General features: G+C 63.5%; 23 protein-coding genes. 11 read left to right on the top strand and 12 right to left on the bottom strand.

The features are described from left to right. Positions 1-342: 342 nt before the first annotated feature. Genes E8Q40_RS08875 through E8Q40_RS08850 form a run of 6 tightly spaced genes read right to left on the bottom strand, consistent with a single transcriptional unit; the run spans position 343 to position 5,960 of the window. Positions 343-1,965: an NTP transferase domain-containing protein gene (locus tag E8Q40_RS08875; protein ID WP_137044041.1), complete on the bottom strand. Its 1,623-nt coding sequence runs from the start codon at positions 1,963-1,965 to the stop codon at positions 343-345. Further along, positions 1,962-2,660, bottom strand: coding sequence for an XdhC family protein (locus E8Q40_RS08870; protein ID WP_137044040.1), 699 nt, complete (start codon positions 2,658-2,660; stop codon positions 1,962-1,964). Before E8Q40_RS08870 ends, E8Q40_RS08875 begins: the two co-directional genes overlap by 4 nt. A gap of 1 nt (position 2,661) precedes the next feature. Beyond that, the gene (locus E8Q40_RS08865; protein WP_137044039.1) at positions 2,662-2,985 is read right to left on the bottom strand and encodes an XdhC family protein; all 324 of its coding nucleotides are present in this window, start codon (positions 2,983-2,985) and stop codon (positions 2,662-2,664) included. 12 nt (positions 2,986-2,997) lie between these two features. Next, positions 2,998-4,194, bottom strand: coding sequence for a VWA domain-containing protein (locus E8Q40_RS08860; RefSeq protein ID WP_137044038.1), 1,197 nt, complete (start codon positions 4,192-4,194; stop codon positions 2,998-3,000). After that, entirely contained in the window at positions 4,191-5,024 is an 834-nt protein-coding gene (locus E8Q40_RS08855; RefSeq protein WP_137044037.1) for an Abi-alpha family protein, read from the bottom strand. Before E8Q40_RS08855 ends, E8Q40_RS08860 begins: the two co-directional genes overlap by 4 nt. 15 nt (positions 5,025-5,039) lie before the next feature. Next, positions 5,040-5,960, bottom strand: a complete 921-nt coding sequence (locus E8Q40_RS08850) for a MoxR family ATPase (RefSeq protein WP_137044036.1) — start codon at positions 5,958-5,960, stop codon at positions 5,040-5,042. A gap of 147 nt (positions 5,961-6,107) precedes the next feature. On the opposite strand from E8Q40_RS08850, the gene E8Q40_RS08845 reads away from it, so the two are divergent. Next, positions 6,108-6,629: a VOC family protein gene (locus E8Q40_RS08845; protein ID WP_137044035.1), complete on the top strand. Its 522-nt coding sequence runs from the start codon at positions 6,108-6,110 to the stop codon at positions 6,627-6,629. Between the two features lie 120 nt (positions 6,630-6,749). Next, positions 6,750-7,796, top strand: coding sequence for a GGDEF domain-containing protein (locus E8Q40_RS08840; RefSeq protein WP_137044034.1), 1,047 nt, complete (start codon positions 6,750-6,752; stop codon positions 7,794-7,796). Positions 7,797-7,821: 25 nt separating this feature from the next. On the opposite strand, the gene E8Q40_RS08835 is transcribed toward E8Q40_RS08840, so the two are convergent. The 3 genes from E8Q40_RS08835 to E8Q40_RS08825 form a co-directional block, all read right to left on the bottom strand. After that, on the bottom strand, positions 7,822-8,622 hold the full coding sequence (locus tag E8Q40_RS08835; protein ID WP_137044033.1) for a xanthine dehydrogenase family protein subunit M: 801 nt from the start codon (positions 8,620-8,622) through the stop codon (positions 7,822-7,824). A gap of 21 nt (positions 8,623-8,643) precedes the next feature. Beyond that, positions 8,644-11,004: a xanthine dehydrogenase family protein molybdopterin-binding subunit gene (locus E8Q40_RS08830; protein WP_137044032.1), complete on the bottom strand. Its 2,361-nt coding sequence runs from the start codon at positions 11,002-11,004 to the stop codon at positions 8,644-8,646. Between the two features lie 81 nt (positions 11,005-11,085). Next, complete coding sequence (locus E8Q40_RS08825; RefSeq protein WP_137044031.1) at positions 11,086-11,559, bottom strand: (2Fe-2S)-binding protein; 474 nt, start codon at positions 11,557-11,559, stop codon at positions 11,086-11,088. A 308-nt stretch (positions 11,560-11,867) separates the two neighbouring features. On the opposite strand from E8Q40_RS08825, the gene E8Q40_RS08820 reads away from it, so the two are divergent. Continuing rightward, positions 11,868-12,197, top strand: a complete 330-nt coding sequence (locus tag E8Q40_RS08820) for a BA14K family protein (RefSeq protein ID WP_137044030.1) — start codon at positions 11,868-11,870, stop codon at positions 12,195-12,197. Between the two features lie 57 nt (positions 12,198-12,254). Here the strand turns inward: E8Q40_RS08820 and E8Q40_RS08815 are convergent, their stop codons facing one another. Beyond that, complete coding sequence (locus E8Q40_RS08815; protein ID WP_137044029.1) at positions 12,255-12,713, bottom strand: CoxG family protein; 459 nt, start codon at positions 12,711-12,713, stop codon at positions 12,255-12,257. Positions 12,714-12,888: 175 nt separating this feature from the next. Here E8Q40_RS08815 and pcaD point away from each other — a divergent pair, with 175 nt between their 5' ends. Beyond that, entirely contained in the window at positions 12,889-13,671 is a 783-nt protein-coding gene (gene pcaD / locus E8Q40_RS08810) for a 3-oxoadipate enol-lactonase (RefSeq protein ID WP_137044028.1), read from the top strand. Positions 13,672-13,682: 11 nt separating this feature from the next. After that, positions 13,683-14,069, top strand: a complete 387-nt coding sequence (locus E8Q40_RS08805; RefSeq protein ID WP_137044027.1) for a carboxymuconolactone decarboxylase family protein — start codon at positions 13,683-13,685, stop codon at positions 14,067-14,069. Between the two features lie 79 nt (positions 14,070-14,148). Here E8Q40_RS08805 and E8Q40_RS08800 read toward each other — a convergent pair whose 3' ends face one another. Next, on the bottom strand, positions 14,149-14,670 hold the full coding sequence (locus E8Q40_RS08800; RefSeq protein WP_137044026.1) for a hypothetical protein: 522 nt from the start codon (positions 14,668-14,670) through the stop codon (positions 14,149-14,151). 200 nt (positions 14,671-14,870) lie between these two features. After that, positions 14,871-15,017 carry a hypothetical protein gene (locus tag E8Q40_RS21945; RefSeq protein ID WP_168197780.1) on the bottom strand — a complete coding sequence of 49 codons (147 nt, stop codon included), beginning with the start codon at positions 15,015-15,017 and terminating at the stop codon, positions 14,871-14,873. Between the two features lie 516 nt (positions 15,018-15,533). Here E8Q40_RS21945 and E8Q40_RS08795 point away from each other — a divergent pair. The 6 genes from E8Q40_RS08795 (at position 15,534) to E8Q40_RS08770 (ending at position 21,105) form a co-directional block, all read left to right on the top strand. Beyond that, positions 15,534-16,451 carry a branched-chain amino acid ABC transporter permease LivH gene (locus E8Q40_RS08795; RefSeq protein ID WP_137044025.1) on the top strand — a complete coding sequence of 306 codons (918 nt, stop codon included), beginning with the start codon at positions 15,534-15,536 and terminating at the stop codon, positions 16,449-16,451. 3 nt (positions 16,452-16,454) lie between these two features. Continuing rightward, the gene (livM, locus tag E8Q40_RS08790) at positions 16,455-17,819 is read left to right on the top strand and encodes a high-affinity branched-chain amino acid ABC transporter permease LivM (RefSeq protein WP_137044024.1); all 1,365 of its coding nucleotides are present in this window, start codon (positions 16,455-16,457) and stop codon (positions 17,817-17,819) included. Positions 17,820-17,843: 24 nt separating this feature from the next. Then, on the top strand, positions 17,844-18,791 hold the full coding sequence (locus E8Q40_RS08785) for an ABC transporter ATP-binding protein (RefSeq protein ID WP_137046646.1): 948 nt from the start codon (positions 17,844-17,846) through the stop codon (positions 18,789-18,791). Beyond that, the gene (locus E8Q40_RS08780) at positions 18,788-19,510 is read left to right on the top strand and encodes an ABC transporter ATP-binding protein (RefSeq protein ID WP_137044023.1); all 723 of its coding nucleotides are present in this window, start codon (positions 18,788-18,790) and stop codon (positions 19,508-19,510) included. The genes E8Q40_RS08785 and E8Q40_RS08780 overlap by 4 nt, the downstream gene beginning before the upstream one ends. Further along, positions 19,510-19,881 (top strand): DUF6867 family protein, encoded by a 372-nt coding sequence (locus tag E8Q40_RS08775; RefSeq protein ID WP_137044022.1) that lies wholly within the window; start codon positions 19,510-19,512, stop codon positions 19,879-19,881. Before E8Q40_RS08780 ends, E8Q40_RS08775 begins: the two co-directional genes overlap by 1 nt. A gap of 81 nt (positions 19,882-19,962) precedes the next feature. Then, positions 19,963-21,105 carry a branched-chain amino acid ABC transporter substrate-binding protein gene (locus tag E8Q40_RS08770; protein ID WP_137044021.1) on the top strand — a complete coding sequence of 381 codons (1,143 nt, stop codon included), beginning with the start codon at positions 19,963-19,965 and terminating at the stop codon, positions 21,103-21,105. Positions 21,106-21,276: the final 171 nt, after the last annotated feature.

Below are 21,276 nucleotides of genomic sequence, written 5' to 3'. Positions count from 1 at the left end.
CGCGTTTCGCGGGGCGCTGAGTCGATAAGGCCCGCCCACGCCAGAGGCGTCGCGGGCATCGTGAAATCCACGGCGTAAGTCGCACAACTCAGCTTCGAAACTGTCACCATACGGCAAGCATCGCTCGCGCATGCAGACGCAGCGCGGCAGGCACCGCCTGCGCCAGCGACACGGGCCGTGACGAACGTCATCGTCATGATTGCGAGCAACAGGCTCGCGACAACGATAACCCGCACGGCCGGGGCATAGGTATCAGTCATCGGTTCGCCCCCGAAGGGCTCCGCGTGGAACTACCACACAAGATAAACGGCGAGTCGCGCGGCCCGATCAATGATTCGAATCTCAGGCGCGTTCAATTTCGGCCTTGACCGCCTTCAGAGACTCAGGGGTATCGACATCGGTCAATGCCGCCTCCCCGGACAGCGGCACTTCAGTCGTGACCTCGCCGTACTGGCCGATGAGATGACGGGCGCCGACATCGCCGCTGATCGACATCAATTCATTGAAGAATCGCCGCGACCACACGACCGGATTGCCGCGCTTGCCGTCGATCGAGGGCACCACGATCAATGCGCCCTTCTCCGGGTCGAAGGCGGCGAGCAGCTTGTCGATCAAACCGCTGTCGACCTGCGGCATGTCGCCAAGGCAGACAATGGCGCCGCCGGCTTCGGCAGGCACCGCGGCAATGCCGGTGCGCAGCGAGGTGCCGAGGCCATCGGCATAGTCCGGGTTATGCACGAAGCGCACCGGCAGACCGGCAAGCGCCGCTTCCACCTGCTCCCGCTGATGCCCCGTGACGACAATGACAGGCTTCGCGCGCGAGGCCAAAGCCTGTTCGGCGGCGATGCGCACCAGGGGCTTGCCGCCGATCTCGGCGAGCATCTTGTTCAGCGCGCCCATGCGGGTCGAGCGCCCGGCCGCCAGCACGATCGCGGCGATGCGCTGGCCCGCTTCGGCCACCGGCTCGCTGCGCGGCTGCGGCCGCGTCACGATCTCCATCAGCAGACCACCGACACCCATGCCGGTGATGTCCGCGCGCGAGACCGGCAGTCCGGCAAGCAGACGCATCAGCACCCAGTCGAAGCCGTTTTCCTTCGGCGAGCGCGCACAGCCCGGCGCGCCGATCACCGGCGCCTCGCCAATGCGGCCGATCAGCATCAGGTTGCCAGGATCGACCGGCATGCCAAAATGCTCGATGGCGCCGCCGGCGCTTTCGATCGCCATTGGAATGACGTCGCGCCGGTCGGCGATGGCGGAAGCGCCGAACACGATGACCATCTCGGCGCCAGCCTCGCGCACCTCGGCGATGGCGGCGGCGAGCGCGGCCTCGTCATGCGGCACGCGCCGCTCGGCAACGATGGTCGCGCCCGCGGGCGCAAGGCGCTCCTGCGTAATGTGCAACGTCTTCTCGATCACCTTGGGCGCGAGTCCGGGCAGCAAGGTCGAGACGACGCCGATCTTGCGGATGACATACGGCGCGATTCGAATGACGGGCTCCGCCTTCTTCGCGGCCGCGACCGCCCTGTCGCGCGCCTTGCCGGACACAGCGAAGGGAATGATCTTCACGGTGGCGATCATCTCGCCTTCGACCACCGGCTTGTAGGCGGACAGCGTCGCCAGCGTTACGGCTTCATCAATGCGGTTCAGGCTATCGACCGTATCGCGATCGACGACCAAAATGCCGGCGGTTTCGGCAAACAGATTGCAGCGGCCGGTGAAGGCGCGGTCGGTGCGCGTGCCATCGCCCGCGACCGCGGCCGCGATGCTCGCCGCCGCCTCATCTTCCGAGACATCGCCCTTGTCGAGACGGGCGACAACGATCTCTTTCACACCGGCGGCGTCCAGCGCGGCGATCTCCTTGTCGCCAATCACGGTGCCCTTCTTGAGCACGAGGTCGCCCTGGCGGATCGAGTGCACCGCCGTGGCGCCACGCGCATCCTTGGGGGCGACGGGACCGAATTTCATGCCGCTTCCGCCTTGTCCTGCTTAACGCGCAGCCGCAGCGTGATCTCGGCCATGATGGACACCGCGATCTCGGCCGGCGACACCGCGCCGATGGCAAGCCCGATCGGCGCGTGAATGCGCGCCAGCGCCGCGTCCGACAGCCCTTGCGCCTTCAGGCGCTCCAGCCTTCGGCCATGCGTCTTCCGCGAGCCGAGTGCGCCGATATAGAAGCAATCGCGCGACAGCGCATGCATGAGCGCCGGATCGTCGATCTTCGGATCGTGCGTCAGCGCAACGAAAGCAGTGTAATGATCAATGTTGAGCGGCGGCAGCGCTACGTCTGGCCACTCAGCGATCACGCTGATGCCGGGAAAGCGCTCCGGCGTCGCGAAGGCGGTACGCGGATCGACGATGGTCACGGCGTAATCGAGCATCTGGCCAAGTGGCGCCAACGTCTGCGAGATATGCACCGCGCCGGTGATGACGAGCTGCGGCGACGGCACATGAACGGTGAGGAAAACGCGCCCCTGCGCCGTTTCTTCCATGCCGCTCTTGGCCATGCGCACGCGCTTGTCGAGCACCTCGGCGAGCGGATCGGTGGCGATGTCGGTCGCCTTGACTATGCGCTGCGCGCCGGTCTCGGTGTCGGTGACGACCACCACGGCGCGCCGCGCGGCGCGTTCGGTGTTAAGGGTGGCGAGAAGATCGAGTTTCACGTCAGCTCACCTTCTCCACATACACCCGGATGGTGCCGCCGCAGGACAGGCCGACCTTCCACGCGGTCTCGTCGGCAACACCGAATTCCAACACCTTCGGCTTGCCGCTGTCGATGACGTCGATGGCTTCGGTCACTACCGCGCCTTCGACGCAACCGCCGGACACGGACCCGAGAAAATTGCCGTCGCTGTCGATCACCAGATTGGAGCCGACCGGACGCGGCGCCGAGCCCCAGGTTTCGACCACGGTGGCAAGCGCCACGCCGCGGCCTTCCTTCGACCAGTCTTCGGCGGCCTTGAGGATGTCTTCGTCGCGACCGAGCATTGTTGTTCTCCCTTACGCCACCCGGCGTAACATCGCCCTAGTATCGTAGCCCTTCTCCGGTGCGCCGGACAGGGCGCGCACCAAGGCCGTCATCGACTCCAGATTGTGCACTGGACGCAGTTCGTCAACATGCGCCAGGATGGTTTTCACGCCCTTGGCGCGCGGCTCAAAACCGTCGAAGCGCAGCAGCGGATTGAGCCAGATCAGGCGCCGGCAGGAGCGATGCAGCCGGTCCATCTCGAAGGCAAGCGTATCGTCGGCGTCGCGCTCCAGTCCGTCGGTGATCAGCAGCACCACCGCGCCCTGCCCGAGCACCCGCCGCGCCCAGTGCTTGTTGAAGTCGTGCAGCGAGGTGGCGATGCGCGTGCCGCCGGACCAGTCCACCACATGCGCGCCGCAGGCAGCGAGCGCCTCGTCCGGATCGCGCTGGCGGATGGCGCGCGTGACATTGGTCAGCCGTGTGCCGAACAGGAAGGTGGTCACGCGCTTGCGCGCATCGGTGATCGAATGCAGGAAGTGCAGGAACAGCCGGGTGTACTGGCTCATAGAACCGGAGATGTCGAGCAGTGCCACGATTGGCGGCTCCTTCACGCGCGGCCCGAGATATTTCAGATCGATCAGCGCGCCGCCGGCTTTCATGCTGGAGCGCAAGGTGCGGCGCATATCGATGAGGCGGCCATGGCGCGCGGGTGTCAGGCGCCGCGTCTTCACCTCGTCGAGCGGCAGCGCGAGGCGCGCGATCGCTTCTTTCGCCTTGGCAATCTCGGCGCTGGTCATCTGTGCGAAGTCTTTCTTCTGCAGCACCTCGCGATCCGACACAGTGAGGCGCGCATCGATCTCGACTTCCTGCTCCTCGGTCTTGGCCTTGTTGCCGGCAAACAAGGCTTCCTGGATGCGCTGCGCGCCGGCTTCGGGGGCCTGCGGCGCGGTCGGCAAGGTTTGCGGCAGCATCTGCGCGATCAGCTTGTCGATATAGCCGCGGCGGCGGAAGAAAATGCGGAAGGCCTGATCGAACAAAATCGAATGCTCGTGCCGCTTCACGAACACGGCGTGCAAAGTCCAATAGAAATCATCCTTGGTGCCGATGCGCGCGACGTTGACGGCTTCAAGCGCATCGAGCACGGCGCCGGGGCCGACAGGCAGACCGGCGGCGCGCAAAGCGCGCGCGAAGTAGACGATGTTCTCGGCGAGACGGCCGTCTTCACTCATTCGCTTGAGGTCTCCGCTGCCAAACAGGCCCGCATTAGATCTTCGCCCAAATCTGTCAGTTCGTACACTGACTCTGGAAATCCGGTCTCGTTATCGAAGTCGGAACGGTCTCTAACTCCGGCGGCGTCCTCGATCAGTCGCTTTAACGAATATATTACCTCTTTAAAATCTTCCTTCGAGACACTCGCCCCCGGCGCCAAAACCCATTCAATTTCGTCAATCTTTTCGAGATAGCGGCTGTCTGGAATTCTACGGACACATTGCTGGCGCTTTAAATTCTGAATTGCGACCGCCCTATCGCGCACCGGCACCGATTGCAAATCTCGCTCGGCATGCGCGTGTGCGACACGTAAACTTGAAAGATCAATCGTGCCGGCACGTGCCTGCGGAAGCAGGTACAAAAATTTTAAAATACGCACCTCAAGTCCAGAAATTGATTTTAAGATGTCGATGTGAACTCGCTTAATATCCTCCTTCGTATCTTTAGAAGTGGCGGCCGCAAGCAAGCCGGCCCACAACTCCTGAACTTCGTCATCACTTTCATTCGCTGACGCCTCGAAAAACCTATGAGCTATATCATATGGCAGGCAACGGATTGCGTCGTCGCAAATCCCCATTTGCTCACGGCGTCTCAACCATTTTAAACGCAACCGCTCAATATTTTGCGCTCGCCAATGCCCAAGCTGATCAGCAAGCATACTTCCGCCCAATTCGAAGGCAGGGCCCACGACTTTCCCAACAAACTCGGACGCAGAAATAAGCACACGGGAAATGTCGTTTACGGGCTGCGTTAGATCAGCCTTTACGGAAATATTTACTGGCCATGTCATTTTGACCTCAATGAACTACTCCGCCGCCCGCAGCTCCGACTTCACGTCGTCGAGCAGCGCCTTCACCTTGGTGCCGTCGAGCTTGGCGATGTCGTCCTGATACTTGAGCAACACCCCGAGCGTGTCGGACACAGTCGCCGGGTCAAGCGCGACGACATCGAGCTCGGTCAGCGCACCGGCCCAATCCAGCGTCTCGGCGACGCCGGGCGACTTGAACAAATCTTCCTTGCGCAGCGCCTGCACGAAGGCGACGACCTGCTGCGACAATTTCTTGGCGATGCCCGGCACCTTGGCGCGCAGGATGGCGAGTTCGCGCTCCGCGTTCGGATAGCCGACCCAGTGATAAAGACAGCGGCGCTTGAGCGCGTCATGGACCTCGCGGGTGCGGTTCGAGGTGACAATGACGATTGGCGGATGCTCCGCCTTCACGGTGCCGAGCTCGGGAATAGTCACCTGGAAGTCAGCCAGCACCTCGAGCAGGAACGCCTCGAACGCTTCGTCGGTGCGGTCGAGTTCGTCGATCAGCAAGACCGGCGCACCGGCGGGATCGGGTTCGAGTGCCTGCAACAACGGCCGCTTCACCAGATAGCGCTCGGAGAACACGTCATGCTCGAGCCGGGCGCGGTCGCCCTCACCCTGCGCTTCCGCCATACGGATGGCGATCATCTGCGCGCCGTAATTCCACTCGTAGACGGCGGCCGAAACGTCGAGGCCCTCGTAGCACTGCAAGCGGATCAGCCGGCGCCCTAGCGCGGTGGACAGCACCTTGGCGATCTCGGTCTTGCCGACGCCGGCCTCGCCCTCGAGGAACAAAGGCCGGCCCATCTTCAGCGCCAGATAGAGCACCGTCGCCAGCGACCGGTCGGCCACATAATCGGCCTTGGCCAGAAGGCCAAGCGTCGCATCGATGCTGTCGGGAAGCGGTGTAACGGCCATTCGTCAGTACCCTCGCTGACACTTTATCAGATCGCTTTGCCAGCCTAGATGTAATGGCACTCCGACCGCCAAACCAGCCGAAATAGGCGCCTGCCGCAGCAAATTCGGGATGGCAGCCATCATCTTACGGCAGATTGGACGCAAACCATGACCAGCACCACCGACGCCCCCAACAGCCCGCCCCGCTTCCCGACCATCGACGCCGGCACCCGGATCGGCCATGTCCACCTCAAGGTCGCCGACCTCAAGCGCGCGCTCGATTTTTATTGCGGCGTGCTCGGCTTCACTCTGACCACGACCTATCCCGGCGCCGCCTTCATCTCGGCCGGTGGATACCACCACCACCTTGGCCTCAACACCTGGGAGAGCAAAGGCGGCTCGCCGCCGCCGCCCGGTACGACCGGCCTCTATCACACGGCCATCCTCTACCCCACGCGCAAAGCGCTCGCCGACGCGCTCGGCCGGCTGATCGCTGCTGGGATCCCGCTCGACGGCGCATCGGACCATGGCGTCTCCGAGGCGCTCTATCTGCGCGACCCCGATGACAACGGCGTCGAGCTCTATTGGGACCGACCGCAGGAAGAATGGCCGAAGAATCAGGACGGCTCGCTGCACATGTACACGCGGCGGCTGGACCTCGACGATCTGATGAAGGAACTCGATCGCTAGACCGCTGCGACATCTCGCCCAACGCGCCGTATCCGCGCCGAATCAAGTAGAATTATTCACGGCGAACCGGCGCGAGCGCTCATGCTCTTGCCGCCGGTCTTTGGGGGCGCCGGGGAATTCATGTCGAATATGCCAAAGCGGGAGGGCCCGATCCCTGCCGATAGTTTCGTCAACGCCGATCCGTCCTCGCATGAAGCCACCGCTGCCGCGGTAGCGCGGCTCGCGGCGACGATCGAAGCACAGGCGCGCACCATCGGCCGCTATCAAACCGCGCTGGCCCGCAGCCGTGACACGTTCGAGCGCGCCGCGGCGGCGGCCCGCCTCGGCCTGTGGGAATGCGACCTCGCCACCGAAACGCTGCAATGGTCGCCCGGCACCTACGACATGTTCGACATTCCGCGCGAACGGCCGCTCCGGCGCCGCGAGGCGCTGATCCGCTATCCGGACGACGCGCTGAAGACCCTTGAAGCCGTGCGGAGCCGCGCCATCGCTGACCGCAGCGGCTTCAACCTCGACACCGCCATCGTGACACCGGGTGGCGGCCGGCGCTGGATTCGCATCACCGCCACCGTCGAATGCGCCGGCGAACGGCCGATCCGGCTGTTCGGCCTCAAGCAGGACGTCACCGAGGAAACCGAGCGCTGGCAACGCGCCCATTACTTCGCCGAGTTCGACGAACTCACCGGCCTTGCCAACCGCCGGCAGTTGAGATCGCGGCTGGCGGAGGCCTGCGGCGACGACGGCAACATGGGCAACGCCGGCGGCACGCTGTTGCTGCTCGATCTCGACGGCTTCAAGGAGGTCAACGACTCGCTCGGCCATGCCGCGGGCGACGAATGCCTCAAGGAAGCGGCGCGGCGGCTCACCGGGGCCTGCGAGCCCGGCGATCTCGTGGCCCGCCTCGGCGGCGACGAGTTCGCGGTGCTGCTTGCCGCCGGCAGCGACAGCCAATCGACGCTGCTGGCGCGCAAGATCATCGCCGTGATGGGGCAGCCGATCCACTATGGCGCGCGCCGTTTCCAGGTCGGCGTATCGATCGGCATCGCTTCGCTCGCCGGCTGCAATTCGCGCGACGCGCTCAAGCGCGCCGATGTGGCGCTCTACGCCGCCAAGGCCGCCGGACGAAATACGTTCCGGCGGTTTTCGACGTTGCGGATGCGGCTCTGAGGCCTCGCGCCTACGCCGTCGGCTTTTACGCCGTCGCTTTGGCCAACGCGCGCTTGGCAAGGACGCCGACGAGATGGGCGCGATATTCGGGCGTCGCGTGAATGTCGGAGTTCATGCCGGAGGCCGGAATAGTCAGGCCCTCGATCGACTTCGGCGAGAAACGCTTGGCCAGCGCTTCTTCGAACGACTTGACGCGGAACACGCCGTTCGAGCCGGCGCCAGTCACCGCGACGCGGATATCCGGGCCGCGCTTCGACACGAACACGCCGACCAGCGCGAAGCCCGACGCCGGATGCTTGAACTTCTCGTAGGCCGCCTTCTTGGCGATCGGGAACGAGACCTTGACGATGATCTCACCGTCTTCCAGCGCGGTCGAGAACATGCCGGTGAAGAAGTCGTCGGCGACGATGCGGCGCTTGTTGGTGATGATGGTCGCGCCGAGGCCGAGACACGCCGCCGGATAGTCGGCGTTCGGATCATTGTTCGCGATCGAGCCGCCGATGGTACCGCGGTTGCGCACCTGCGGATCGCCGATCGAGCCCGGCACCGAGGCAAGGCCCGGCAGCACTTCCTTGAGCACATCGGACTTGGCGACATCGGCATGACGCGTCATGGCGCCGATCACGACCGAGCGGCCCTTGAGTTCGACGCCGGTCATGCCCTCGACCTGCGACAGATCGACGATGGCGGACGGCTGCGCGAGACGCTGTTTCATCACCGGCAGCAGCGAGTGGCCGCCGGCAAGCAGCTTGCCCTCGGGATTGCGCGCCAGAAGACCGGCCGCCTGGCGCACCGTGGTCGGGCGATGGAAGGTGAAGTTGTACATCGGTCTCTCCGTTCGAATTCTTTATGCCGCTTTCGGTGGCGTCTTTTGCATCACCGCCCACACCGTATTCGGCGTGGCCGGCATGGCGATATCCTCGGTTCCGAGCGCATCGGTGATGGCGTTGATCACCGCCGCCGGCGCCGCGATCGCGCCGGCCTCGCCGCAGCCCTTCATGCCGAGCGGGTTCGACGGCGACTTGGTCTCGGTCAGGCCGACGTGGAACGACGGCAGGTCGTGCGCGCGCGGCATGGTGTAATCCATGAACGAGGCCGTCACCAACTGACCGCTGGCATCGTAGACGACGCCTTCGAGCAGCGCCTGGCCAACTCCCTGGGCAATGCCGCCATGGACCTGACCCTCGACGATCATCGGATTGATGACGGTGCCGAAGTCGTCCACCGCGGTCCAGTTGACGATCTCGGTCTTGCCAGTTTCCCGGTCGATCTCGACCTCGCAGATGTGGCAGCCCGCCGGGAAGGTGAAGTTGGTCGGGTCGTAGAACGAGGTTTCCTTCAGACCCGGCTCCAGCTCGGCGCCGGTGAATTTGTGCGCGATATAGGCATTGAGCGCCACGTCGCCGAAGCCGACCGACTTGTCGGTGCCCTTCACCGTGAATTTGCCGTCCTTGAAATCGATGTCGCTCTCGGCGGCTTCCATCATGAAGCCGGCGACCTTCTTGGCCTTGGCTTCGATCTTGTCGAGCGCCTTGACGATGGCCGACATGCCGACCGCGCCGGAGCGCGAGCCGTAAGTGCCCATGCCGAACTGCACCTTGTCGGTATCGCCGTGAACGATCGACACGCTCTCGAACGGAATGCCGAGTCGCTCCGACACCAGTTGCGCGAATGTCGTCTCGTGGCCCTGCCCGTGCGCGTGGCTGCCTGTCAGCACTTCGACATTGCCGGTCGGGTTGACGCGCACCTCGGCGCTCTCCCACAGACCGACGCCGGCGCCGAGCGAACCCACGGCTTGCGACGGCGCGATGCCGCAGGCCTCGATATAGGTCGAGTAGCCGAGCCCGCGCAGTTTGCCGGCCCGCGCGCTCTCGCGCTTGCGCTTGGCGAAGCCTTTGACGTCGGCAAGCTCCATCGCCTTCTTCAGCGACGCATTATAGTCGCCGGCGTCGTAAGCCATGATCACCGGCGTCTGGTGCGGGAAGTTGCGGATGAAATTGCGCTTGCGGAAATCGGCCGGATCGAGCCCCAATTGCCGCGCCGCGACTTCGACCAGCCGCTCGACCACGAAGGTCGCTTCAGGACGGCCCGCGCCGCGATAGGCATCGACCGGCACGGTGTTGGTGTAGACCGCGTCGACCTCGCAGTAGATCTGCGGGATGTCGTACTGGCCCGACAACAGTGTCGCGTAGAGATAGGTCGGTACCGACGACGAGAAGGTCGACATATAGGCGCCGAGATTGGCGATGGTCCTGGCGCGCAACGCGGTGATCTTGCCGTCGGCATCGAGCGCCAGTTCGGCGTGGGTGATGTGGTCGCGGCCATGGGCGTCAGTCAGGAACGCTTCGGTGCGGTCCGAGGTCCACTTCACCGGGCGCTTCACTTTGCGTGCGGCCCACAGGCAGACGACCTCTTCCGGATAGATGAAAATCTTCGAGCCGAAGCCGCCGCCGACATCCGGCGCGATGACGCGCAGTTTGTGCTCGGGGGCGATGCCGACGAAAGCCGAGATCACCAGCCGCGCCACGTGCGGATTCTGCGACGTGTTCCACAACGTCAGATGATCGTTGCCGGCGTCGTAATCGGCGAGCGCGGCGCGCGGCTCCATCGCATTCGGCGCCAAGCGGTTGTTGACGATATCAAGCTTGGTGACGTGCTTGGCCGCCTTGAACGCGGCCTCGACCGCCTTCTGGTCGCCGAGATGCCACTGATAGATGGTGTTGTTCGGAATGTCGGCGTGGATTTGCGGCGCGCTCTTGGCCTGCGCCTTGGCCGGATCGACCACTGCCGGCAGCACTTCGTAATCGACCACCACCTTCTCGGCGGCGTCCCTGGCCTGCCCCACGGTCTCCGCGATCACCACGGCCACTGCGTCGCCGACGCAGTTGACCTTGCCCGCGGCCAACGCCGGATGCGCCGCCATTTTCATCGGCGAGCCGTCCTTGGAGTGGATCATCCAGCCGCAGATGAGATTGCCGACCTTGTCGTCGGCGAGCTGAGCGCCGGTCAGTACATCGACCACGCCCGGCATTTTCTTGGCCGCCGTGACGTCGATCTTCTTGATCCTGGCGTGGGCATGCGGCGAACGTACGAACACCGCGCGGGTCTCGCCGGGCCGGGTCACGTCGTCGGTGTACTGGCCTTGTCCCGTGACAAAACGAAAGTCTTCCTTGCGGCGCACCGGCGCGCCGATCCCGGTTGCGGTCATTGGCGGCATCCTCCCACTGTCTTTATCGACGTCGTTGTCTTTATCGACCTTGTTCGGCAGCCAGCGTCACGCGGGCAAGTGTTACTTCGCCATCGCCCTCGCGCCGGCTTCGATCGCCTTGACGATGTTGTGATAGCCCGTGCAGCGGCAGATGTTGCCGTCGAGCTGGTCGCGAATGGTGTGCTCGTCGAGTTCGTTGCCGTTGCGGCGCACGATATCGAGCGCGGCCATGATCATGCCGGGGGTGCAATAGCCGCACTGCAGGCCGTGATGCTCGCGGAAGGCTTCCTGCATCGGGTGCAGCTTGCCGTCGGCCGCCGCCAGACCCTCGATGGTGGTGATCGACTGGCCTTCGCACTGGAGGGCCAGCGTGGTGCACGACTTGGCGGCAACGCCGTCGATATGGACGACACAGGCGCCGCACTGCGACGTGTCGCAACCGACATGAGTGCCGGTAAGACGGAGATTTTCGCGCAGAAATTGTACCAGCAGGGTTCGCGGTTCGACATCACCGGTGACGGCCTTGCCGTTCACCGTCATGGACACTTTCGCCATGACTTCCTCCCGAATTAGGGGCCCAGCGCCCCTCAACGACCGGCGTCACGCCTGAGACCGGCTCGCGGTAACGATGGCGGCCCGGTTCGACCGGTTTCCGCATTTGAACCAGAACAACTTGAACACCCGGCAAGCGGGCGGTCAAGCGATTCCGCGCTGAAATCGACGCGAAGTGAGCAAAGTTGCGATGCACAATTGTCAAGTTGGCCAAAAAGTCGTCGTTTTGCGGCCCGCGCGAATCCATGGAACGCGGCGCGGGGCCCGAGGCTTAGCGTGGTGCCCCCGTTCTCCAAACCAAAGGTTGCATCATGCGTACGAAATTGTCGGCCGCGCTTGCGGCACTTGTCGTGGTCGCCACAACGACGGCCACCGTGATGCCTGCTGACGCACAATGGCGTCGCCATCACCGGCACGGTGGCGGCGGCGCGGTCCTCGGCGGATTGGCCGCCGGCGCCATCATCGGCGGCGTGCTGGCCGCCCAGCAGAGGCCCTACTATTACGACCGTGGCTACGCCTATGGCCCCGGCTACACCTATGGCGGCGACGAAGTCGCCTACTGCATGCGGCGCTTCAAATCGTACGATCCCGGCTCGGGCACCTATCTGGGCTATGACGGCTACCGTCATCCCTGCCCGTAGCGGGCATTAAAAAAGCCGCCCTCCGGGGCGGCTTTTCCTTGGTGAGAGCGCGGAACCTCAAGCGGCGGGCTGACCGCCCACATTCGCAGCGAAGTTCTTGAAGAAGTCGTCGGCGGTCTTCTTCGCCGCGCCATTGACCAGGCGCTGGCCGAGCTGCGCGAGCTTGCCGCCGATCTGCGCCTCCACGTTGTAGGTGAGCAGCGTGCCGCCATCCTTCTCGGTCAATGTCACGGTCGCGCCGCCTTTGGCGAAGCCGGCGACACCGCCGTCGCCCTCGCCCGAAATCTTGTAGCCGTTCGGTGGATCGAGATCGGTGAGGTGCACCTTGCCTTTGAACTTGGCCTTCACCGGGCCAATCTTGGAGACGACGGTCGCCGCAAAATCGGTCGGCGAATCCATGATCAGCTCCTCGCAGCCCGGGATGCAGGCTTTGAGCACTTCCGGGTCGTTGAGCTTCGCGTAAACCACCTCGCGGGTGGCCGGAAGCTGCACCTCGCCCGTCATCGTCATCGCCATGGCAACCGTCTCCTCTTTCTTAAGGCCAGCACGCTGGTTCTGCCGCGCCCTGCCTTAAGCCGTCCAGGCCCCTCTGAAAAGGGCTTTGCAGCAACCCCGACCCGGCATTAAGTCTCACCTCGCGCCGGCGACAGGCCGGCGGCCACAAAATGGCGATACGGGGAGAGACCTTCATATGCCGATGATCACTGCCGACGACGGCTGCCGGATCAATGTCGAAATCACCGGCAGCAACAGCGCCCCGGCGCTGATGCTGTCGAACTCGCTCGGCACCAACGTCCATATGTGGGACGACCAGATCGGCGAATGGTCGAAGCATTTTCGCGTCATCCGCTACGACCGGCGTGGCCACGGCCAGTCCGACGCGCCGAAGGGCCCCTATTCGATGGAACGATTTGGGCGCGACGTCCTCAGCGTGCTCGACGCGCTCGACGTCGAGAAGACGCACTGGTGCGGTCTATCGATGGGCGGCATGGTCGGGCAATGGCTGGGAGCGAACGCGCCATCGCGTATCGGCAAGCTCGTGCTGTCGAACACTAACGCGCATTATGCGGACAAGAAGATATGGGACGACCGCATCCGCTTCCTGGAGAGCAATGATCTCGACAAACTGGTCGACCCCAACATGGAGCGCTGGTTCACTGCGGACTTCCGCGCGAAGGCGCCGCAGGCGATCGCGCGAATGAAGGAAATCTTCCTCACCACCAGCAAGGGCGGCTATGTCGCCTGTTGCCAGGCGATCCGCGACATGGACTTCCGCGCTTCCAACCCGTCGATTACAGCACCGACGCTCGTGATCGTCGGCGCGCAGGACCCCGCGACCCCGCCCGCGCAAGGCGAAGCCATCGCGGCGCAGATTCCGGGCGCGAAGATCATCAGCTTCGAAGCCGCGCATATCGCGAACATGGAGCAGCCGGCGCCTTACGCCAAGGCGGTCGTCGACTTCCTGAAGGATTGAAGGGACACCCGATGGACGAGAAAGAACGCTACGACCTCGGCATGGCCAAGCGCCGCAAGGTGCTCGGCGCACCTTGGGTCGACCGTGCCAATGCCAGCAAGACGCCGCTCAACGAGGAATTCCAGAACTTCATCACCCGTGCCGCCTGGGGCGAGGTGTGGACGCGGCCGCATTACGACGAGCGCACCCGGCGCATTCTCGTTATCGGCACCATGCTCGCGCTCGGCCACTGGGACGAGTTCGTGATGCATGTGCGCGCAGCGCTGACCGAAGGCGGCTTCAGCCACGACGACATCAAGGAGATCATCCTGCAGCAGGCGATCTACTGCGGCGTGCCGGCAGCCAACCACGCCTTCAAGGAGGCGGCCGGTGTCATCGCCAGCCTGGAGAAAAAATAGCCCGCCGCGCAGGAGTGCGAGGCGGGCCTAAAGTTCACGCTACCGGTTGCTCAGACAGCGGTAGAATTCCGATCGGATGTCAGCGCAGCGGCGAAAACGCCTCGCTCCGCGGCAACACGGCGGCCAGCGCCGGGTTGACCGCACGGCGTGTGTAATTGCGCTCGACAAGGCACAGCGCGACGGCGATGGCGGCGAGCAGCAGGTGCAACACCTGCTCGCGCAGGAGGTCGCCGTTCTGCGTCCACGCCGCCGGTCCGGCCGCAGCCATGCTGACTGCCACGACAAGAATGAGACCGCCTTCGAGCACGTCGGCATTGGCCTGGCCGCCGGCAAGGTTGCGCAGCCGATCGACAATGTGGATCGCGCAAGTCAGCGCGACCGCGAGCTTCACCACACCGAAGAAGGCAGCGAGCCTCATCAACCCCAGCGGCTCCAGCTTGAAATAGCTGCCGATGCCGAAAACGTACTGCGACCGCCAGACATCATCGAGACCCCAGGTCGGCGAGGTGAGGACGCGCAGCGCTTCGTAACCCCAGAACAAAGTGAAATAGAGCGCGATGGCCACGATCATCGCAATGCTGGCGCCGGACATTTTCCGCATGAGCCGCTCCCTGAAACGTTGCAGCGACCCTAAGCGCTTCAAATGCACGCATCAAAAGAAACCAAAATTTTACCTTACCGGGACGGCTCATTAAGCGCGTCCGTCAAGCTTAACGGTGCCGCACAAACGATGAGGCCCCGTCACGACGACGGGGCCTCCTGCCAGTTGTGCTTGTATCGATTAGCGATGCGGTTGCCGCGTTAGCCGTTCTGCTGCGGCTTGCCCTGCTGCTGGCCACCCTGCTGACCGGGCTGGCCCGGACGCTGCTGTCCAGGCTGACCCTGCGACTGCTGACCGGGCTTCTGGTTCGGGTTCGGGTTCTGGTTGGGATTGTTGTTCTGGGCCATCGGTATGTCCTTTTCGTATTCGGCGGCCCCGCTTCCCTTCACGGAATGGAACCCACCGAAAAGCCCCGCCCGGGATATCAACACTTTTATCGGGCGATCGTTCCGCGGCCAGAAAAGCGGATCGCCGTCCGTGCTGCGGAACCTGAGTTGCACACCGCGAGTTTCGACAGCACCCAAATCATGGACTGAGGAGACGAAACAATGGGACGTTATCTGCTGCTGTGGCTGATCGGTGTGCCGCTCCCGATCCTGGCGCTGATCTGGGTATTCGGCGGCCTGCATTAGTCGAAGTTACAGTTTGCGACGCCGGCGTGCCGACGGCCCTGTCGGCCGCCGGTTCTTTTTTTGGAATACCCCGGCTCTGCCCAGCTTCTGGCATGAGGCTTGCGACAAACGGACTAGCCACAGCGGCAGGGCCCGGCGTTGCCGCATGGCCCGGGCCCTGTTAAGCATTTGATAGAGGGACCAGATGGACGGCGGCCCGCCGTCCTGTCGGTGAGAGGGGTGGGCAAGCGCATGGAAGTATTCCTCCAGCAGCTTATCAACGGTATTACGCTCGGGTCGATCTACGGCCTGATCGCCATCGGTTACACGATGGTCTTCGGCATCATCGGCATGGTGAACTTCGCCCACGGCGACGTCTTCATGGTGTCGGCCTTCGTGGCGCTGATTGCCTTTCTGTTCATCACCACATGGATCGGCGTGCCGTCGATCGCGGTGGCGCTGCTGCTGGTTCTAGTGGTCGCGATGGTGTTCACCTCGCTGGTGAACTGGGCGATCGAACGCCTCGCCTATCGACCGTTGCGCGGCTCGTTCCGCCTGGCGCCGCTGATCTCTGCAATCGGCATGTCGATCTTCCTCTCGAATTTCGTGCAGGTGACGCAAGGACCGCGCAACAAGGCGATCCCGCCGATGGTGCACGGTGAAATGGTTCTGTTCTCGCAGAACGACTACAATGTCACCATCTCGCTCAAGCAAGCGATCATCTGGGGTGTTACCGCAATCCTGCTGGTGGCGTTCTGGTATCTGGTGGCCAAGACCCGGCTCGGCCGCGCCCAGCGGGCCTGCGAACAGGACCAGAAGATGGCGGCGCTGGTCGGCGTCAATGTCGATCAGACGATCTCCATCACCTTTATCATCGCCGCGGCGCTCGCCGCCGTCGCCGGCACGCTCTACCTCACATATTACGGCGTGGTGAACTTCGCCGACGGCTTCGTGCCCGGCGTCAAGGCGTTCACCGCTGCGGTGCTCGGCGGCATCGGCTCGCTGCCCGGCGCGGTGATTGGGGGGCTATTGATCGGCCTGATCGAGACCTTCTGGTCGGCTTACTTCTCCATCGACTACAAGGATGTTGCAGCCTTCTCGGTGCTGGCGATCACCCTGATTTTCCTGCCGCAGGGCCTGTTCGGCCGCCCCGACGTCGAAAAGGTTTGACCGATGCAGCAGGCGTCCACGGTCAACGGCACCAATGCGTTTGCGGCCTTGCGCGAGGCAGCGTTCACCGCGCTGATTTCATTCGGTCTGTTCCTGCCGCTGATCGGCTTCGAGACCGTCGTCAATATTCGCAACGAATTGACTCTGGACACGCGCTGGCCGCTGCTGTTCAGCGTGGTCGGTATCATCTTCGTCGGACGGCTCGCCTACTCGCTGTTCGCGGCGCCAAGGCTCGCGCAACGCAAGCAGCGCGGCGTGAAGGCACCGGCCTGGTTCGGCACCGTCGGCAAATGGTTCGTGCCCTTCGCCATCGGTTTCGTCATCGTCTATCCGATGCTGATCCTGTCGACTGCGGGCTCCAGCGGTGCGCTCAAGTGGGTCGACAACTTCGGCATCCAGATCCTGATCTATGTCATGCTCGGCTGGGGCCTGAACATCGTTGTCGGTCTCGCCGGCCTTCTCGATCTGGGTTATGTCGCCTTCTACGCCGTCGGCGCCTACTCCTATGCCCTGCTCGCCAAGGAGTTCGGCTTCTCGTTCTGGCTGCTGATGCCACTCGCCGGCATCATGGCCTCGTTCTGGGGTATCCTGCTCGGATTTCCGGTGTTGCGGCTGCGCGGCGACTATCTCGCCATCGTCACGCTCGCTTTCGGCGAAATCATCCGCGTGGTGCTGATCAATTGGGTCGACCTGACCAACGGCTATGCCGGCATCAGCGGCATTCCGCGACCCACCTTCTTCGGCATTCCGTTCACCGCCGGCGACGACGGCTTCGCCGCGACCTTCGGCCTGGAATTCTCGCCGATCTACCGCACGATCTTTCTCTACTACGTCATTCTTGCGCTCGCCTTCCTGACCGCCTTCGTCACCGTGCGACTGCGCAGACTGCCGGTCGGCCGCGCCTGGGAAGCCCTGCGCGAGGACGAGGTCGCCTGCCGCTCGCTCGGCCTCAATACCACCAACACCAAGCTTACCGCCTTCGCCATCGGCGCGATGTTCGGCGGGTTTGCCGGCTCGTTCTTCTCGGCGCGGCAGGGTTTTATCTCGCCGGAGAGCTTCACCTTCATCGAGTCCGCCACCATCGTGGCCATCGTCGTGCTCGGCGGCATGGGTAGTCAGGTCGGCGTCGCGGTCGCCGCCATCGTCATGATCGGCGGCACCGAGATCATGCGCGAACTGAACTTCCTCAAGCAAATTTTCGGCGAGTCCTTCGATCCGACGCAGTACCGAATGCTGATCTTCGGCTTCGCCATGGTCCTGATCATGGTGTTCCGCCCGCGCGGCTTCGTCTCGACGCGACAACCGACCGTGTTCCTCAAGGAACGCAAGAGCATTTCGTCCGACCTGGTCGGCGAAGGACACGGGTAGCGCGACATGTCGACGTCAAACGCCATGGGTCCTTTGTCTGACGGCGTCGTCGGCGCGCCAAAGATTGGCGTCAAAGGCGACACGCTGCTTCGGGTCGAGCATCTGACAATGCGCTTCGGCGGCCTGGTCGCGGTCGACAGCCTGTCGTTCCAGGCCCGGCAAGGCGACATCACGGCGCTGATCGGCCCGAACGGCGCCGGCAAGACCACAGTCTTCAACTGCATCACCGGCTTTTACAAGCCGAGCGAAGGCCGCATCGGCTTGGCGCATGGACTACCCGCGGTCTGGGACGAAATCGACGCGCTCACCGATGGCGGCCATCGCAGTATCACCACCGCGGAGGGCGCGCTGTATCTACTCGAGCGCATGCCGGATTATCAGGTAACGCAGATGGCGCGCGTCGCCCGCACCTTCCAGAACATCCGCCTGTTCCCGGGTATGACGCTGCTCGAGAACCTGCTGGTCGCCCAGCATAACCGGCTGATGCTCGCCTCCGGCTACACCCTGCTCGGGGTTTTCGGCGTGCCGTCCTATCGGCGCGCCGAACGCAGTGCCATCGACAAGGCACGGCAGTGGCTCGATCGCGTCGGCCTCTTGCACCGCGCCGACGATCCGGCCGGCGACCTGCCCTATGGCGACCAGCGCCGTCTCGAGATCGCCCGCGCCATGTGCACAGACCCGGTTCTGCTGTGCCTCGACGAACCTGCCGCCGGCCTCAACCCGCGCGAAAGCGGCGAGCTGAACGATTTGCTGCTGTCGATCCGCGACGACTTCAACATGTCGATCCTGCTCATCGAGCACGACATGTCGGTGGTGATGGAAATCTCCGATCACGTCATCGTGCTCGATTACGGCGTCAAAATCTCCGACGGCGCACCGGAAGAGGTGCGCAACGATCCCAAGGTGATCGCCGCCTATCTCGGCGTCCAGGACGACGAGGTCGAAAAGGTCGAAGCGGAGGTAGGTCTATGACCACCCCGTTGCTCACCGTTCGCGGCGTCAAGACCTATTACGGCCGCGTCATCGCCCTGAAAGGCGTCGATCTCGACGTCAACGAAGGCGAGATCGTCACGCTGATCGGCGCTAACGGTGCCGGCAAGTCGACGCTGATGATGACCGTCTGCGGCAATCCGCGCGCGCGCGAAGGCTCCATCACTTTCGCCGGCCGCGACATCACTCATCTGCCGACGCACGAAATCGCGCGGCTCAAGCTCGCGCAGTCGCCCGAGGGTCGCCGCATCTTCTCGCGGATGACCGTGCTCGAGAATCTGCAAATGGGGGCCATGGTGGCCGATGAGGCGAACTTCGCCGACGACCTCGAGCGTATGATGACCTTGTTCCCGAGGTTGAAGCAGCGCATCGACCAGCGCGGCGGGACGCTATCGGGCGGCGAGCAGCAGATGCTGGCAATCGCGCGCGCGCTGATGTCGCGCCCTCGCCTGCTGCTGCTCGACGAGCCGTCGCTCGGACTGGCGCCTCTGATCGTCAAACAGATCTTCGAGGCAATCAAAGCGCTCAACAAGCTGGACGGGCTCACCGTGTTCCTGGTCGAGCAGAACGCCTACCACGCGCTCAAGCTCGCCCATCGCGGCTATGTGATGGTCAATGGCCTGATTACCTTGTCCGGCACCGGCAAGGAACTTCTGGAGCGTCCCGAGATCAAACAGGCTTATCTCGAGGGAGGCGCGTGATGGAGTCGGAAGCCACCTCTGTTCTCCACCTCATCTACGAGGAAAACTCGTTCTGGATCTTCATCCTGGTCACGCTGGTCCTCGGCGGAGGCGCCGCCTGGCTAACCGGCCGGGCGGTCGCCGGGACCTGGCGGCCGGCGTGGCAGGTCTTCGTCTATTGTCTGATCCTCGGCGGCGCAGTGCGGTTTATTCACTTTGCGCTGTTCGGCGGCACGCTCATCTCCGGCCACTATTACCTGGTCGATACGGTTGTCCTTATGGCGTTCGGATTCTTGGGATTTCGGGCGGCCCGCGTGTCTCAGATGATCACCCATTATCGCTGGATCAACGAAGCCGACGGGCCTTTGCGCTGGCGCCGCCGCGGACCTTGACGTAGGATTTGGCCAGGTGACATCCGCTGGTCAAACCCACCTGCCGTACCTGTTCACCAGTAAAGTTGAAGGGGAAAACGAATGAAAAAACTAACGACTCTCGGTCTTGCGCTTGGCGTCGCCGTTGCGATGTCCAGCGCCGCTTCCGCTCAGGTCAAATTCGCCGTTGCCGGTCCGATCACGGGTCCGAACGCAGCATTCGGCGCCCAGCTCAAGAACGGCTCGCAGCAGGCGATCGACGACATCAATGCCGCCGGCGGCATCCTCGGCCAGAAGATTGCCCTGCAGTTCGGCGACGACGTCTCCGACCCGAAGCAAGGCGTGTCGGTGGCCAACAAGTTCGCCGGCGACGGCGTGAAGTTCGTGATCGGCCACTTCAACTCCGGCGTCACCATGCCGGCCTCGGAAGTCTATCAGGAGAACGGCATCCTGATGGTATCGCCCTCGGCCACCAACCCGCAGATCACGGAACGCAAGATGTGGAACACCTTCCGCACCTGCGGCCGCGATGATCAGCAGGGTGCGGTTGCCGGCGCCTACATCCTCAAGAACTTCAAAGGCAAGAAGATCGCCGTCGTCCACGACAAGACCACCTACGGCAAGGGTCTCGCTGACGAAACTGTCAAGGCGATGGGCAAAGGCGGCATGAAGGCCGCACTCTATGAAGGCGTCAATACCGGCGAGAAGGACTTCTCGGCGCTGGTCTCCAAGATCAAGTCGGCGGGCGCCGACCTCGTCTACTGGGGCGGCCTGCACACCGAAGGCGGTCTGATCGTTCGCCAGATGCGCGATCAGGGCATCAAGGCGCCGATGATGAGCGGCGACGGCATCACCTCCGACGAATTCGCTTCGGTCGGCGGCCCGGGTGTCGAAGGCACGCTGATGACCTTCGGTCCGGACGCGCGCAACAACCCGGCCGCCAAGGCGATGGTAGACAAGTTCCGCGCCGCCAAGTTCGAGCCGGAAGCCTACACCCTCTACTCGTACGCCGCGGTGCAGATCATCAAGCAGGCCGCGGAATCGGCCAAGTCGCTCGACCCGAAGAAGGTCGCCGAGAAGATGCACTCGGGCATGACCTTCAAGACCGTGCTCGGCGACATCTCCTACGACAAGAAGGGCGACCGCACCAACCTCGACTACGTTATGTACATCTGGAAGAAGAAGCCGGATGGCAAGATCACCTACGTCGAGTGTCCCGGCAACGACTGCTCGAAGGCGAAGTAATAACGCCTGACGGTAACGTCGCAGCAAATACGGAAAAGCCCGCCTTAACCGGCGGGCTTTTTCTTTTGCCCTCATCCTGAGGAGCAGCGCGAAGCGCTGCGTCTCGAAGGATGGGGCGGCCTCCCGATCTCGGGTTTACCCGAGATCGGCATTTAATGCCCATGAGGGCCG

The organism is Pseudolabrys sp. FHR47, assembly GCF_005153485.1.
Classification (GTDB): domain Bacteria; phylum Pseudomonadota; class Alphaproteobacteria; order Rhizobiales; family Xanthobacteraceae; genus Pseudolabrys.
The sequence above is the reverse complement of the archived record's forward strand: the minus strand, read 5'-3'. Positions and strand labels throughout refer to the sequence as shown.